Here is a 13,932-nt window from a genome sequence, read left to right as displayed (position 1 = left end):
GCCGAGCCCAGCCGAGCCCGGCCCCGCCCAGCCCAGCCCAGCCCAGCCCATCCCGGCCCCGCCCAGCCCAGCCGAGCCCAGCCGAGCCCGGCCCCGCCCAGCCCAGCCCAGCCGAGCCCGGCCCAGCCCAGCCCAGCCCGGCCCGGCCCCGCCCAGCCCGGCCCAGCCGAGCCGAGTTGGCCCGAGCCCCGCTGAGCCGGGCCACCCCCGCCGAGCCGTGCGGGGTCACCCGCGCCGAGTAGGGCCATGCAAGGCTGCGCCGCGCCGGGCCGCGCAGCCGCGTCGGGGCGACGCAGGCCCTAGCCACCCCGCGCCCAGCTGGCCACCCCGCGCCGTGTCGGCCGTGCCGGCCGAGCTACCCGGGTCGAGCCGCCCGTGCCGTGCCGCCCGCGTCGGGCTGAGCCTGGTCGGGCTGAGCCTGGTCGGGCTGGGCCCGTGCCGTGGCGGCTGCGGTGGGGGCGTGTCGGGTCCTTGTGTGCCGTGGTGTCCGCCGTTCCTTATTACGGAATCGCGCGAGAGGGCGGAAAGTTGCGGATTTCGCATGTCGCTCGATTGGGTGCATCTGCCGAGCGACCCGTTTGTGCAGGTTATAGGGGTTCTTCGAGCGGAGTGGAAGTGGAGATTAGCTCGGGCGTGTGAGTGGCTTCTGGCGTGGGTTGGGCGGGGTGCGCCGGGTCGGGACGGGTGGGGGCAGGGCGGGGAGCGGGCGGCTGGGGTGAGTCGGGGCGGGGGTGCAGGTAGGAGCCGGCGGGGGTGGGGTGGTCGTGGTGGCGGGTGGGTTGGCTGGTTGGGGTGGTGGTGGGTGCATGTCAGGGTTTCGTAATGAGTGATCTGGTGGTCGTTGATCCGGACACTGCGGCATGATCGGGACGTGATCTCCCGCAGCTCGTCCATGCGCCGCACCGCCCTGCCCGCTCTCGTCCTGCTCGCCGTGGCGGGGTGTGGGTCGCCGTCCGCCGGGGGTGGTGCGTCCACCGCCGCGACCACGACTGCCACGACGACCCAGACCTCCGCCGCGAGTCCCGGGGCCACCACGTCCGCCCCGGCGGCGACCGTCCCCGACCAACTCCGGTTCAACGCCAAGACCGTCGACGGCGCCGCCTTCTCCGGTGAGAGCCTCGCCGGCAAGCCCGCCGTGCTGTGGTTCTGGGCCCCCTGGTGTCCCAAGTGTCAGCGGGAAGCGCCGGGGATGGCTTCGGCGGCCAAGGACAACGGCCAAGTCACGTTCCTGGGGGTCGCCGCCCTCGACAAGGAACCGGCGATGCGGGACTTCGTGCAACGGTTCGGGCTGGGCGGGTTCCAGCACCTCGCGGATCTCGACAGTGCGGTGTGGAAGCGGTTCGGCGTCACCGCGCAGCCCGCGTACGCGTTCATCAGCCGGGACGGCAAGGTCGAGGTGGAGACCAGCCAGCTGAGCGAACAAAAGCTCCGGGAGCGGGTCGCGGCACTCGCGGGGGCGTGATGACCGAGGGTCTGCTGCTTGCGCTCGTCGCGGGCATGGTGGCGACGGTGAACCCGTGTGGGTTTGCGATGCTCCCGGCCTACCTGGCCCTTGTGGTGCAAGGAGAAGTGCAAGGGGAAGCGGGAGCGAAAGGCAGAGTTGGGCGGGCGTTGGCGGCCGCGGGGGTCATGACGGCCGGGTTCGTGGTGGTGTTCGGGGTCTTCGGGCTGGCGATCGCCCCTGTGGCGGCCTCTGTGCAGCGGTACCTGCCGTTCATCACGGTTGTGATCGGCGCGGCACTGGTAGTGTTCGGGCTCCTTCTGGTGGCGGGCAAGACGATCAACCTGATGGTGCCGAAACCGACCAAGGGCGCGCCGACCGCACGTCTGGGCTCGATGTTCGGGTACGGCATCGCCTACGCCATCGCCTCGCTGTCGTGCACCATCGGCCCGTTCCTCGCCGTCGTCGGCACCACGCTGAGCGGTGCGAGCTTCGTCGAGGGCGTGGGGGCGTTCCTCGCCTACGCGCTGGGCATGGGCCTGGTCGTCGGCGTGCTCGCGGTCGGCGCGACGTTGACCGACAACGTCCTCGCCACCCGCGCACGGACGTTGCTGCCGCGCATATCCCGCATCGGCGGGGTGCTGCTCACCGTCGTCGGTCTTTACGTTGCGTACTACGGCGTTTACGAATTGCGGTTGTTCTTCGGCGAGGCCGATCCGGCGGACCCGGTCGTCGACTTCGCCGGGGTCGTGCAGGGCGCGCTGGTCGACGCGGTCACCGCGGTCGGTCCGTGGCCGTTCGTCGCCGTGCTCGCGCTGCTGGTCGCGGCGGGTGTCGTGACGGCCCGCCGCAAGGCCGGCGCGCGAGCCGCCGACCCCGAAAGCGATTTGTAAGTCCACAATAGACTGAATGTGGACGGCAAGCGTTGTCGCACCTAGGATTTCGATCACGCGCCACTGCTGGGGAAAGGGGCGCCGGGGGTTGATCATGGGGGTGCGAAATTGTCGCGAGAACTGCTGCCGCCGTACCTGAGATGCCACTGCACGAGACCGTCGCACCACGCCGCGCGCGGCGTGACCGACCGCGCCGAGATCGACCGGTTGGAACGCGGACTGCTGCGCAACGCCCACGTGGAGGCCCGGCTGCTGTCCGTGGACGACCAGCCGGGACACCACCCGGACGACTGGGGCCTCGTCGGGGTGCGCCGGCGCACGATCTACACCGCGAACGCCTTGGACGACAACACGGCCACGTCGCTCGCGCAGGGCGTCGAGGAGGTGCGGGTGCTGCGCAACCGCCCGGCCACGGGACTTCTGGTGGTCGACGACGTTGCGGTGCTGCGGTCGGGTCCGGCGGGGGCGGTGGTGGTGCGGGCGCCGGAACTGGTCGCGTTGACGGCCGCGTACTTCGACGCCCTGTGGACGGACGCGGTGCCGCTCGGGGACGGTGACCGCACCCCGGCCGACGGTCTTTCCGCCGTGCAGCAACGGATAGTGCGGCTGGCGGCCAACGGGTTCAAGGACGACACGATCGCCCGGATGCTCGGGCTGAGCACGCGTTCGGTGCGGCGGCACATGGAACGGCTCGCGGCGCGGGTGGGCGCCACGAACCGGCTGTCGCTGGGAGTCGCCGCGACCCGGCTCGGCTGGGTCTGAGTCCGACCGCAACAGGGGATGCCCAACCGGGCATCCCCTTTTTTGTTGCTGGCACGCGGTTCTCAGCGTCTGTCCGGTTCCGGTCGTGTCCGCTTCTCCCCTCCCCGGCCCCGCCGGCCGAACCGATGATCGTTCGCGCGGCGGGCACCGCCGCTCTCCTCCGCCGGGCGCGGGACGCGGGCGGGGAGGAGGGGGATGGCGACACCAATGGCGACACCAAGGAGCGAGATGAGCCGGATGACGGCACGACGACGCCTCGGCCTGCTGGCCGTGACGACGTTGACGGTGGGGGGGCACCCTCGGCGGGCTGGTCCAGCCCGCTTCGGCGGCACCCGCGAGCGACCCGGTCCTGTACTGGAACGACGTCCTGCTGGAAACCTACAAAGCCGTGGGCGGAGCACCCGGTCCGCTGGCCAGAGGCGGCGCGATGGTGCACGCCGCGATCTACGACGCGGTCAACTCCATCACCAGCACGGGGCAGCCCTACGTCTACAAGGCCGAAGCGCCGACCGCGTCGGTGCGCCACGCCGTCGCCCACGCCGCGCACGACGCGCTGGTGGCGGCGTTCCCCGGCCAGGACTTCTCCGACGAACTCGCCGGGGCCTTGGCGGGCGCGGGGTCCGACACCGGCAACGGCACCGGTCTGGGCAAGGCCGCCGCCGCGGCGATCGTGGCCAACCGCACCAACGACGGCTCCGGGGACACCACGGCGTACCCGGTGAACACCGCGCCCGGCCACTGGCGGCCGACCGGCTCCGGTGACGCGGCGACCCCGAACTGGGGCAAGGTCAAGCCGTTCACCATGACCTCGGCGACCCAGTACCGGCCGCAGCACCCGGCCGGCTACTCGTCGATGACCTCGCTGCTGGCCGGCCCGGAATACGCCGCGCAGCTCAACGAGGTCAAGAGCCTGGGCAGCGTCAACTCCACCACGCGCACCGCCGAGCAGACCCAGATCGCGCACTTCTGGGCCAACGACCTGGACGGCACCTACAAGCCTCCGGGCCAGCTGTTCGCGCACACCCAGATCGTCGCCAACCAGCGCGGCCTGGGCCTGGCCGAGAAGGCGCGCCTGTTCGCACTGGTCGCCCTGGCGATGGGCGACGCGGGGATCGTGGCCTGGGACCGCAAGTACCAGACCGACCTCGACCTGTGGCGGCCCGAGACGGCCGTCCAGCTCGCCGACACCGACGGCAACGCGGCCACCGACCCGGACCCGAACTGGCGTCCGCTGTCGAAGCACCGCGACGGCACGCCGTTCTCGCCGCCGTTCCCGGCCTACACCTCCGGTCACGCCACCTTCGGCGGCGCGTGGGCGGGCGCGATGAAGTCGTTCTTCGGCACCGACGACATCACCTTCACCGCCACCACCGACGACCCGTTCGCGCAGGGTGTGACGCGCACGTTCACCAGCTTCACCGCCGCGGCGGTGGAGAACGCGCGCAGCCGGATCTACCTGGGCGTGCACTTCCAGTTCGACGGCGACTACGGCGTTTCATCGGGCAAGTCGATGGCCGAGAGCGCGGCGGTGCGGTTCGTGCGGGTCGCGGGCGCGGCGACGCCCGGCGTGGTCGGCTGCTCCTTCGGCGACCTCTACAAGACCTTCAGCAACGGGACCCTGAAGGACTACCACGCCTCGCCGAACCGGGACACCGCGCTGCAGGTGCACTTCGCCAGCAGTGACGGCGTGGCGCAGTACGTCACCGTGGACAGCGGTTTCCTGAAGGGCCAGAAGGGCTGGATCAGCAACTCCTGCGTCCGGTTCATCGCCTGACGCGCGGTGGCGGGCTTCCCGTTCGGGGGAAGCCCGCCACTCGCGGCGTCAGCCGTTGGTCGCGATGGAGGCACGGCAGCCGGAGCAGTACGTGCCGCTGCGGAAGTGCCTGCCGACCGCCCACGTGGTGGCCGTGCCCGGCACCTGGGTGACGCCGCGCAACGCGGTGTGGGACAGGTCCGCCGAGAGCGTCGCCGGCCGCCACGAGCCGTCGTACCGGGCCAGCAACGGGGTCGCGTCCCGCCCGGCGCGGGCCTCGCCCGCCACCCACAGGCCGCCCCGACCGTCGTCCGCGGCGGCGTTGATGCGCGTCGGCGCGAACGCGGTCGGCAGTGCCGCGCGGTCCCACGCGACGCCGTTCCACCGCAGCACCAACGGTTGCGCGTCCGCCCGGCCGACGGCCCACACCTGCCGGTCGGTGACCACGACGTCGGTCAGCTCCACCTGGTGCGCTCCGAAGGCCGGCACCGGGACGGCGGTCCAGCCCGTGCCGTTCCAACGCCAGGACAGGCCCCGGGACTGCGCGCCGGCGAGCCCGCCTTCCGTGCCCACCGCCCAGATCTGCGCCGACCCGGCGACCGCCTCGGCCTTGGCGTAGCTGCCCGCGGCCGGGAGGGCGAAGCGCTGCAACGCCGTGCCGTTCCACCGGTGCGCGACCGGGCGTTCGACCAGGCCCGAGCCCTCGTGCCCGACGGCCCACGCGGTCGTGTCGGACACCGCCACCACGTCGGTGAACCGGCCCTGGTCACCGGCCGGCGTGGTCCCCAGGGCCTTGCTCCACCCGCCGTTGCGGGTCAGCAGCAGCGGCCGGGCGACGCCGTCGACGTAGTCCTGGCCGGCCGCGAACACCCGGTCGCCCCGCGCGTGCACGCCCCGCAGCGTCGAGTACGCGGTGGCGGGGAAACCGCTTTCCGAAGCCCACTCGACCCCGTCCCACCGCAGCACGACCAACCCGCCGCCGACCTCCGTGAACCCCACGGCGTACGCGGTGTCCGGCCCGGTGGCCGACACGTCCTCGAGCAGGTACTCCAGCCCCGAGTCCGGCGCCGCGACCCGCTCCCACCCGGTCCCGTCGTCCGCCGCGGCGGTGCCCGCCGTCAGCACGACCAGCGCGCTCGCGGTCAACGCGGTGCGCCACCTCGTGTTCACCCGATTACCTCCCGTCACCCGGCTCGGACCGAGTGTGGCGGGGCGCGGGTGGCGGGGGAGAGGGCGGGACGGCGGACGTAAGGGGCTCGTAATCACCTTCGGGTGATCATGGCGAGGGCGGCGTCCACGGTGTCGCGCAGGTCCTGTGCGTCGGCTCCGGCGCGGGAGCGGAGGTTGACGGCGTGGGCGAGGAGGGCGAGGACCGAGGCGGCGGCTTCGGGGTCGGTGTCGAGTTGGCCGCGGCTCTGGGCGGTGCGCAGCGCCTTGAGCAGGGCGTCGCGCAGGCGCTGGTGCTGCCGGTCGAGCAGGGCGCGCACCTGCGGGTCGTCGTTCTCGGTGCCCGCGTGGGCGTTGGAGACCATGCAGCCCCAGCGCGCGTGCTCGCCGGCGCAGCGGACGTCGATCAGGCGGTGGAAGAAGTCGGTGATGGCCGGGAGGCCGCGGTCGTCCTGTTCGAGGGGCGCCAGGTTGGACCGTTCGTCGACGTAGCGCTCCAGGGCGGCCCGGTACAGCTCCTGCTTGCCGCCGAACGTCGAGTACAGGCTGGACCGGTTGAGCCCGGTCGCGTCCACGATGTCCTGGATCCCGGTCGTGGCCACGCCGCGCCGCCAGAACAGCCGCACGACGGTGTCGAGCGCGGCCTCCGGGTCGAAGTGCTTGACGTCGGGCATCCGGTCCTCGCCATCTTGAACTGGAGGTTCCAAGATACCCCGCGACGGCGTCAGGGGCGCCGGCGGGGGACTGACCAAGATCGTGTGCGGGATGCCGAAGTGGTGATGTTTCCGCGGTGCGGGGGCGAGGTAGACCGTGGGGTCGTGCCGCCAACGGAAGGGACCGCGTCGGTGTCGTCGGGTGTGTTGGCCGGGCGTTACGTGTTGGGCGATCTGCTGGGCAAGGGCGGCATGGGGGAGGTGCGGCGGGGCTGGGACCGGGTGCTGGGGCGGCCCGTCGCGGTGAAGCTGGTCCGGGGTGAGTCGGAGGCGTTGCGGCGGTTCGGGCACGAGGTGCGGGTGTTGGCCGGGCTGGACCACCCGGGGCTGGTGCCGGTGTTCGACGCGGGCGCGGACGGGCCGGTGTCGTTCGTCGTCATGCGGTTGATCGAGGGGCGGACGCTGCGGGAAGAGCTGGAGTCCGGGCCGTTGGGCCTGGAAAGAGTGCGGGAACTCGGGATCGCGCTGGCCGAGGCCCTGGACCACGTGCACGCGCGGGGCGTGGTGCACCGGGACGTCAAGCCGGGCAACGTGCTGCTCGACCGGGACGGCCGCCCCCACCTGGCCGACTTCGGCCTGGCCCGCCGCCTGGACACCCCGCACCTGACCAGGTCGAACCGGATCATGGGCACGGCGGCCTACCTCGCCCCCGAACAGGTCCGCGGCGAGGAGGTCAGCGCCGCCACCGACGTCTACGCCCTGGGCCTGCTCCTGCTGGAGTGCCTGACCGGCCGCCGCGAGTACCCCGGCGGCACCGCCGACGCCGCCGTGGCCCGCCTGCACCGCCCCGCCCGCATCCCGTCCGACCTCCCCGACGACCTGACCCGCCTGCTCGCCCTGATGACCTCCCTGGTCCCCCGAAGACGACCCACGGCCCTCGCCTGCGCCCACGCCCTGCGCCACCGCGAAACCCCCACCGCCGTGGACACGGCACCCGACCGGCGCAGGTGGCGCCCGGCGCTCGTCGGCGCGGCCCTCGTCCCGATCGCCGTCCTGGTCACCGCGCTGCACGCGCCCCTGATGGAGTCGAGCCCGTCCCCACCCTCCCCGACCACGACGACCACCCCGTCGGGCACCCGCTGACGCGGTTCGCCGAACGGCCCACCGGGTACGCCTCCGAATGAGCACGGGGAGGAGCACGATGACCGGTGACGGCACGCCCATGGGCCTCGTCCACGTCGAGACCGAGGTGTTGGCGGGCGTCGCGATGGCCACCTTCGCGGGCCAGGTCGACGCGGTGTCCCAGCAGCACGTGTCCGGCGAACTGCGCGGACTGCTCGACCAACACCCGGTCGCGCTGGTCCTCGACCTGCGCCGGGTCACCTTCCTGGCCTCCATCGGCATCGCCATCCTGGTCAACGCCCACCACGCGGCCCGGCGGCTCGGGATCGCGTTCGCGGTGGTCGCCGACAACCGCGCCGTGCTGCGCCCGCTGGTCGCCGCCCAGGTCGACCACGTCCTGCCGGTGCACCCGACCGCGACCGCCGCCCTTGCCGCCGTTCGGCTCGCGACCACCTGAGCGAACGGCGCCCATCGGGGTTTCGCGGCCGACTGATGCGGGTAGGCGGCGGGCACGGCAGGGGGTGGTCGCGGTGGAGATGGACTTCGACGACACGACGGCCCGGCGGTTGCGGCGTTACGTGGACCAGGTGGCGGCGGCGCTGGGGTTGGGCAGCGAGTGCGTGTGCGTGGACGCCGGTCCGCCGGCGAACGCCTACGTGGCGCTGGAGGGGCGCATCCCGTCCTTCCCCGAGTGGGACGTGGCGCTGCTGTGGGACGAGGAGTTCGGCTGGTCGGGTGCGATCGAGACGACCACTGACGAGGTCGTGCTCGCCTACATGGGTGGCCACGCGGTGCCGCCGCCCGCCGAGGTCGCGCGCTTCGCCACGGACCTGCTGCTGGACCGGCACCCTGGCGACCCGCGCGCGATCCGGCCGGCCGGGTCGGGCGGCGCGGAACTGGCGTCCCTGCCGCGCGCCGCCGGTTAGCCGGGGGTCGGACGCGGTCTGCGCAGGCGGCGGCCTGGTTCACGGTCAGCGCGGTGCGCTCCCGCTCGCCCGCCGAGCGCTCGGTCCCGCGCGGGCCGCGGGCGAACCGGGGCGAAGGTCCCGGCCGGGGGCTGTGGTGGTCCCGGCCGCGCGGTGACCGGTGAGCGCTGCCGAACCGGTCGTCCGGGGCGACCCTGGGGAGGCGACCAGTCGAGCGAGAGGACCGTGATGAGTTCCCCGATCGTGGTGGGTGTGGACGGGTCGGCGTCGGCGTTGTCGGCGGTGGCGTGGGCGGCCCGGGAGGCGGCGCGGCGTCGGGCGCCGTTGCGGTTGGTGCACGCGTACCTGGTGCCGACCCGGGGTTACCCGGACATCGTGCTGAGCGGGCACGAGGTGCGGGAGGCGGTGGAGGAGCAGGGCCGGCAGTGGCTGGCCGAGGCCGAGGCCGCCGCGAAGGCCGCCGCGGACGTGCCGGTGGAGGCGGTGCTGGAGTTCTCCGGCGCGGCCGGCGCGATGGTGTGGGAGTCGGAGCGGGCGCGGATGGTCGTGCTCGGGTCGCGCGGGCTGGGCGGGTTCACCGGGTTGGTCGTGGGGTCGGTGGCGGTGGCATTGGCTGCGCACGGCAAGTGCCCGGTGGTCGTCGTGCGCGGCGAGGATCACGAGGCCGGCCCGGTCGTGGTCGGAGTGGACGGGTCGCCGGCGAGCGAGCAGGCCGTGGACTTCGCGTTCGAGGCGGCCTCCGCCCGCAACGCCCCGCTCAAGGCGGTGCACGTGTGGAGCGACTTCTCGATCGACGGCCTGTACGACAGCCTGCTGACCGTGGACTGGGACCAGGTCGAGGCCGCCGAGCACCGCGTGCTCGCGGAACGGCTCGCGGGCCACGCGGAGAAGTACCCGGACGTGGCGGTGGAGCGGGTCGTGGTGCGGGACCGGCCGGTGCGTGCTTTGCTGGCCGAGGCGGAGGGCGCGCGGTTGCTGGTGGTGGGCAGCCGGGGGCGCGGCGGTTTCACCGGGATGCTGCTCGGCTCGACCAGCCAGGCGCTGGTGCACCACGCGACCTGCCCGCTCGCCGTCGTCCGGCCGATCGACGGGGAGTGAGATGTCGGCGAGCGACCGCGTGGACCTGGTGGACGCCTACTGGCGCGCGGCCAACTACCTGTCCGCGGGCCAGATCTACCTGATGGACAACCCGCTGTTGCGCGAGCCCCTGACGGCCGCGCACATCAAGCCCCGGCTGCTCGGGCACTGGGGCACCACGCCCGGCCTGAACTTCGTCTACGCGCACCTCAACCGGGTGATCCTGGAACGGGACCTGGACGTGCTGTTCGTGACCGGTCCCGGGCACGGTGGCCCGGCGCTGCTGGCCAACACCTGGCTGGAGGGCTCGTACGGGGACAACTACCCCGAGGTGCCGCGCGACGAGCACGGGATGCGGCGGCTGTTCCGGCAGTTCTCCTTCCCCGGCGGGGTGCCCAGCCACGTCGCGCCGGACGTGCCGGGGTCCATCCACGAGGGCGGTGAGCTGGGGTATTCGTTGGCGCACGCGTTCGGTGCGGCGTTCGACAACCCGGACCTGCTGGTGGCGTGCGTGGTCGGGGACGGCGAGGCGGAGACCGGGCCGCTGGCCGCGAGTTGGCACGGGGCGAAGTTCCTGGACCCGATCCGCGACGGCGCGGTGCTGCCGATCCTGCACCTCAACGGCTACAAGATCGCCAACCCGACCCTGCTGGCCCGCGTCCCGCACGACGAGCTGGACTCGCTGCTGCGCGGCTACGGCTACGCACCGTCCTATGTGGAGGGTGACGATCCGGCGGAGATGCACGCCCGCATGGCGGAGGTCCTGGATCGGGTGCTGGACGGGATCAAGCGCATCAAGACCTCGGGCGAACGGCCCCGGTGGCCGATGATCGTGCTGCGCAGCCCGAAGGGCTGGACCGGTCCGTCCGAAGTGGACGGCAAGCCGGTGGAGGGGACCTGGCGGTCGCACCAGGTCCCGCTGGCCGGTGTCCGGGACAACCCCGAGCACCTGCGGCTGCTGGAGGCCTGGCTGCGGTCCTACCGCCCCGAGGAGCTGTTCGACGACCAGGGCCGACCCCGGCCGGAACTGCTGGACCTCGCCCCGCGCGGGGCGAAGCGGATGGGGTCGACCCCGCACGCCAACGGCGGCCTGCTGCTGCGCGAACTCCGGCTGCCCGGCGTCCGGCCGTACAGCGTCGAGGTGGAGAAGCACGGCTCCACCACCTCCGAACCCACCCGGGCGCTGGGCCGGATGCTGCGGGACGTGTTCAAGCTCAACGCCGACCAGCGCAACTTCCGCCTGTTCGGCCCGGACGAGACCGCGTCGAACCGGCTGGACGCGGTGTTCGAGGCGACCGGCAAGCAGTGGCAGGCCGACACCCTGCCCACCGACGAGGACCTGGCCCGCGACGGGCGGGTGGTGGAGGTGCTGTCCGAGCACCTGTGCCAGGGGTTCCTGGAGGGCTACCTGCTCACCGGCCGGCACGGGCTGTTCAACTGCTACGAGGCGTTCACCCACATCGTCGACTCGATGTTCAACCAGCACGCCAAGTGGCTGGGCACGCACCGGAAGCTGCCGTGGCGGCGGCCGGTGGCGTCGCTGAACTACCTGCTGTCCTCGCACGTGTGGCGGCAGGACCACAACGGGTTCTCCCACCAGGACCCCGGCTTCATCGACCACGTGATGAACAAGAAGGCCGAGGTGGTCCGGGTCTACCTGCCGCCGGACACCAACACCCTGCTGTCCGTGGCGGACCACTGCCTGCGCAGCCGCGACTACGTCAACGTGATCGTGTCGGGCAAGAACCCCACTCCGGACTGGCTGAGCCCCGAGGAGGCGGCGCTGCACTGCGCGCGGGGTGCGGGGATCTGGGAGTGGGCGGGCACCGACGAGGGCGCGCCGGACGTGGTGCTGGCGTGCGCCGGCGACGCGCCGACGATGGAGGTCATGGCGGCCACCGCGCTGCTCCGCGAACACCTGCCCGACCTGCGGGTCCGCGTGGTGAACGTGGTGGACCTGATGCGCCTGCAACCGGAGACCGAACACCCGCACGGGATGCCGGACCGCGAGTTCGACGCGCTGTTCACCACCGACAAGCCGGTGATCTTCGCCTACCACGGCTACCCGTGGCTGATCCACCGCCTGACCTACCGGCGCGCCAACCACGACAACCTCCACGTGCGCGGCTACAAGGAGGTCGGCACCACGACCACGCCGTTCGACATGGTGGTGCTCAACGACATGGACCGCTACCGGCTGGTCATCGACGTCATCGACCGGGTCCCCGGCCTGGGGTCGCACGCGGCGCTGCTGCGCCAGCGGATGCAGGACCAACGGGTCCGCCACCACGCGTGGATCCGCGAGCACGGCGAGGACCTGCCCGAGGTCCGCGAGTGGACGTGGCCGTACTGATGAACGTGCTGGTGGTCAACGCGGGCTCGTCGAGCTTGAAGCTGAGCGTGCTGGGGGAGGGCGACGAGGTCCTTGCCCAGCGGCACGTCGAGCGGTGGGAGGGCGGGGACGTCGAGTTGCCGGACGACGTGCCCGAGATCCACGCCGTCGGCCACCGCGTGGTGCACGGCGGGCCGGACCTGACCGAGCCCGTGCGGTTGGACGACGAGATCCGGGCGGAGATCGGGCGCCTCACCGACCTCGCTCCCCTGCACCAGCCGCGTGCGCTGGCCGGGATCGACGCGATGATGGGGCTGCTGCCGGACGTGCCACAGGTGGCGTGCTTCGACACCGCTTTCCACGCCACCCTGCCGCCGGTGGCGAGCACGTACCCGTTGCCCGCGGAGTGGCGGCGGCGTTGGCGGTTGCGGCGGTACGGATTCCACGGCCTGTCCCACGCCTACGCGGCACGCCGGGCGGTGGCGCTGGCCGGCGGCGGCTCCGGTGGCGGTTCGCGTGCTGGTGGCGGTTCGCGGGTGGTCACGTGTCACTTGGGTGCGGGTTGCTCGTTGGCGGCGGTGCGCGACGGCCGGTCCGTGGACACGACCATGGGGTTCACGCCGTTGGGCGGCTTGGTGATGGCGACCCGGAGCGGCGACCTGGACCCCGGTCTGCTGGTGTGGCTGCTGCGCGACCGGCTGGAACTCGACGACTTGGACGACGGCCTGGAGCACGGTTCCGGCCTGTCCGGCGTGGGTGGCCGGGCCGACCTCCGCGACCTGCGCCAGGCGGCCTCGGACGGGGACGGCGACGCGAGGCTGGCGATCGAGGTGTTCGTGCACCGGCTGCGGCAGGGCGTGGCGGCCATGGTGGCGTCGTTGGGCGGCGTGGACGTGGTGGTGTTCACCGGCGGGATCGGCGAGCACGACGCCGACGTCCGCGCCGACACCCTGCGCGGCCTTGGCTTCCTCGACGTCGAGCTGGACGACGCGCGCAACGCCTCGGTGGACGGTGACGGGCGGGTCAGCGCAGATCAGTCCACTGTGGATGCTTGGGTGGTCGAAGCCCGCGAAGACGTCGAGATCGCTCACGGGGTTCGGCGCCTGCTCGGCTGAACCGTCACGGGGTGGCCTGGCGGCGCACCATCTCGTTGATCCAGATCGGCGCGTAAGGCGAGGTGCAGTTCGGGGGAGTGGGGTAGTCCTTGAGCACTTCCAGCCTTTCGCCGATGTCGATCGCGCGGGCGCGGTGCGCGGGGTGGTCGATGCCGATCTGGGCCAGGCAGTGGTTCATCGCCCACTGGAGGCGGTCGGGGGCGTCCTTCATCTCCGCTTCGACGACGTCGAGGAGTTTGTCCAGGTCGAGGCCTTCTGGCTGCTTCGCCACGCGGTCGGTGGTCAACGCCCAGCCGCCGCTAGCGACCACCGGGTCGGGGTCGGCGGTCCACGCCAGGCGCAGCTCTTCGGCGTGCGGGTTCTTCTTCACCACGTAGTTCACCAGCCAGTCGTGCACCTTGGGGGCGCGTGCCTCGCGCAGCATGGCGTCCAGTTCGTCGCGCGAGAACGCCTTGGGGCGGCTGACCAGGATCGCCAGCAGCCGCGCCGCCGTGTCGCCGGTCGCCCACAGCCCGCGCGCGAGTTCCTGTTGGGTCTTCAACCGCTTGGCGACCGCGCGCAACTTGCCGAGGTTCACCCCGTGGTCGTCCCCGTGCTTTTCGTTGACCGCCCGCGCCTTCGGGTCCTCCAGCGCCGCCAACTCGGCCATCACCTCGGCCACCGCAACCACGACTACCTCCCGCTCCTCACG

General features: G+C 72.6%; 13 protein-coding genes and 1 pseudogene. 10 read left to right on the top strand and 4 right to left on the bottom strand.

Going from position 1 to position 13,932, the window contains the following annotated elements; translation table 11 throughout:
- A pseudogene (locus RIN75_RS24765) lies at positions 1 to 248 on the bottom strand (hypothetical protein); the annotation flags it as partial.
- A 623-nt stretch (positions 249 to 871) separates the two neighbouring features.
- On the opposite strand from RIN75_RS24765, the gene RIN75_RS24760 reads away from it, so the two are divergent.
- The 4 genes from RIN75_RS24760 to RIN75_RS24745 all read left to right on the top strand — a co-directional run bounded on the left by RIN75_RS24760 (position 872) and on the right by RIN75_RS24745 (position 4,870).
- Positions 872 to 1,462 carry a redoxin domain-containing protein gene (locus RIN75_RS24760; RefSeq protein WP_309114399.1) on the top strand — a complete coding sequence of 197 codons (591 nt, stop codon included), beginning with the start codon at positions 872 to 874 and terminating at the stop codon, positions 1,460 to 1,462.
- On the top strand, positions 1,462 to 2,334 hold the full coding sequence (locus RIN75_RS24755; RefSeq protein ID WP_309114398.1) for a cytochrome c biogenesis protein CcdA: 873 nt from the start codon (positions 1,462 to 1,464) through the stop codon (positions 2,332 to 2,334). The genes RIN75_RS24760 and RIN75_RS24755 overlap by 1 nt, the downstream gene beginning before the upstream one ends.
- A gap of 108 nt (positions 2,335 to 2,442) precedes the next feature.
- On the top strand, positions 2,443 to 3,096 hold the full coding sequence (locus tag RIN75_RS24750) for a LuxR C-terminal-related transcriptional regulator (protein ID WP_309114397.1): 654 nt from the start codon (positions 2,443 to 2,445) through the stop codon (positions 3,094 to 3,096).
- A gap of 388 nt (positions 3,097 to 3,484) precedes the next feature.
- Positions 3,485 to 4,870: a vanadium-dependent haloperoxidase gene (locus RIN75_RS24745; RefSeq protein WP_309114396.1), complete on the top strand. Its 1,386-nt coding sequence runs from the start codon at positions 3,485 to 3,487 to the stop codon at positions 4,868 to 4,870.
- Positions 4,871 to 4,918: 48 nt separating this feature from the next.
- On the opposite strand, the gene RIN75_RS24740 is transcribed toward RIN75_RS24745, so the two are convergent.
- Together RIN75_RS24740 and RIN75_RS24735 are read right to left on the bottom strand one after the other, a co-directional pair.
- Positions 4,919 to 6,019 (bottom strand): hypothetical protein, encoded by a 1,101-nt coding sequence (locus tag RIN75_RS24740; protein WP_309114395.1) that lies wholly within the window; start codon positions 6,017 to 6,019, stop codon positions 4,919 to 4,921.
- Positions 6,020 to 6,111: 92 nt separating this feature from the next.
- Complete coding sequence (locus tag RIN75_RS24735; protein ID WP_309114394.1) at positions 6,112 to 6,690, bottom strand: TetR/AcrR family transcriptional regulator; 579 nt, start codon at positions 6,688 to 6,690, stop codon at positions 6,112 to 6,114.
- Positions 6,691 to 6,834: 144 nt separating this feature from the next.
- Between RIN75_RS24735 and RIN75_RS24730 the strand changes: the two genes are divergently transcribed.
- The 6 genes from RIN75_RS24730 (at position 6,835) to RIN75_RS24705 (ending at position 13,241) form a co-directional block, all read left to right on the top strand.
- Complete coding sequence (locus RIN75_RS24730) at positions 6,835 to 7,812, top strand: serine/threonine-protein kinase (protein ID WP_309114393.1); 978 nt, start codon at positions 6,835 to 6,837, stop codon at positions 7,810 to 7,812.
- A gap of 58 nt (positions 7,813 to 7,870) precedes the next feature.
- Complete coding sequence (locus RIN75_RS24725) at positions 7,871 to 8,248, top strand: STAS domain-containing protein (protein ID WP_309114392.1); 378 nt, start codon at positions 7,871 to 7,873, stop codon at positions 8,246 to 8,248.
- Between the two features lie 79 nt (positions 8,249 to 8,327).
- Positions 8,328 to 8,717 (top strand): DUF6292 family protein, encoded by a 390-nt coding sequence (locus RIN75_RS24720; RefSeq protein WP_309114405.1) that lies wholly within the window; start codon positions 8,328 to 8,330, stop codon positions 8,715 to 8,717.
- A 228-nt stretch (positions 8,718 to 8,945) separates the two neighbouring features.
- The gene (locus tag RIN75_RS24715) at positions 8,946 to 9,815 is read left to right on the top strand and encodes a universal stress protein (protein ID WP_309114391.1); all 870 of its coding nucleotides are present in this window, start codon (positions 8,946 to 8,948) and stop codon (positions 9,813 to 9,815) included.
- A 1-nt stretch (position 9,816) separates the two neighbouring features.
- A complete protein-coding gene (locus tag RIN75_RS24710) occupies positions 9,817 to 12,147 on the top strand; it encodes a phosphoketolase family protein (RefSeq protein WP_309114390.1) in 2,331 nt (776 codons plus the stop codon).
- On the top strand, positions 12,129 to 13,241 hold the full coding sequence (locus RIN75_RS24705; RefSeq protein ID WP_309114389.1) for an acetate/propionate family kinase: 1,113 nt from the start codon (positions 12,129 to 12,131) through the stop codon (positions 13,239 to 13,241). The genes RIN75_RS24710 and RIN75_RS24705 overlap by 19 nt, the downstream gene beginning before the upstream one ends.
- A 4-nt stretch (positions 13,242 to 13,245) precedes the next feature.
- On the opposite strand, the gene RIN75_RS24700 is transcribed toward RIN75_RS24705, so the two are convergent.
- Entirely contained in the window at positions 13,246 to 13,890 is a 645-nt protein-coding gene (locus tag RIN75_RS24700; protein ID WP_309114404.1) for a DNA alkylation repair protein, read from the bottom strand.
- Positions 13,891 to 13,932 lie beyond the last annotated feature (42 nt).

It is taken from the genome of Saccharothrix sp. (assembly GCF_031180885.1).
Classification (GTDB): domain Bacteria; phylum Actinomycetota; class Actinomycetes; order Mycobacteriales; family Pseudonocardiaceae; genus Actinosynnema.
The sequence above is the reverse complement of the archived record's forward strand: the minus strand, read 5'-3'. Positions and strand labels throughout refer to the sequence as shown.

What these genes read in the sequence shown, in the direction of transcription:
- RIN75_RS24700 (WP_309114404.1), bottom strand. Translation starts at nt 13,890, where the DNA reads ATGGCCGAGTTGGCGGCGCTGGAGGACCCGAAGGCGCGGGCGGTCAAC.
- RIN75_RS24715 (WP_309114391.1), top strand. Translation starts at nt 8,946, where the DNA reads ATGAGTTCCCCGATCGTGGTGGGTGTGGACGGGTCGGCGTCGGCGTTG.
- RIN75_RS24710 (WP_309114390.1), top strand. Translation starts at nt 9,817, where the DNA reads ATGTCGGCGAGCGACCGCGTGGACCTGGTGGACGCCTACTGGCGCGCG.
- RIN75_RS24720 (WP_309114405.1), top strand. Translation starts at nt 8,328, where the DNA reads ATGGACTTCGACGACACGACGGCCCGGCGGTTGCGGCGTTACGTGGAC.
- RIN75_RS24755 (WP_309114398.1), top strand. Translation starts at nt 1,462, where the DNA reads ATGACCGAGGGTCTGCTGCTTGCGCTCGTCGCGGGCATGGTGGCGACG.
- RIN75_RS24735 (WP_309114394.1), bottom strand. Translation starts at nt 6,690, where the DNA reads ATGCCCGACGTCAAGCACTTCGACCCGGAGGCCGCGCTCGACACCGTC.
- RIN75_RS24725 (WP_309114392.1), top strand. Translation starts at nt 7,871, where the DNA reads ATGACCGGTGACGGCACGCCCATGGGCCTCGTCCACGTCGAGACCGAG.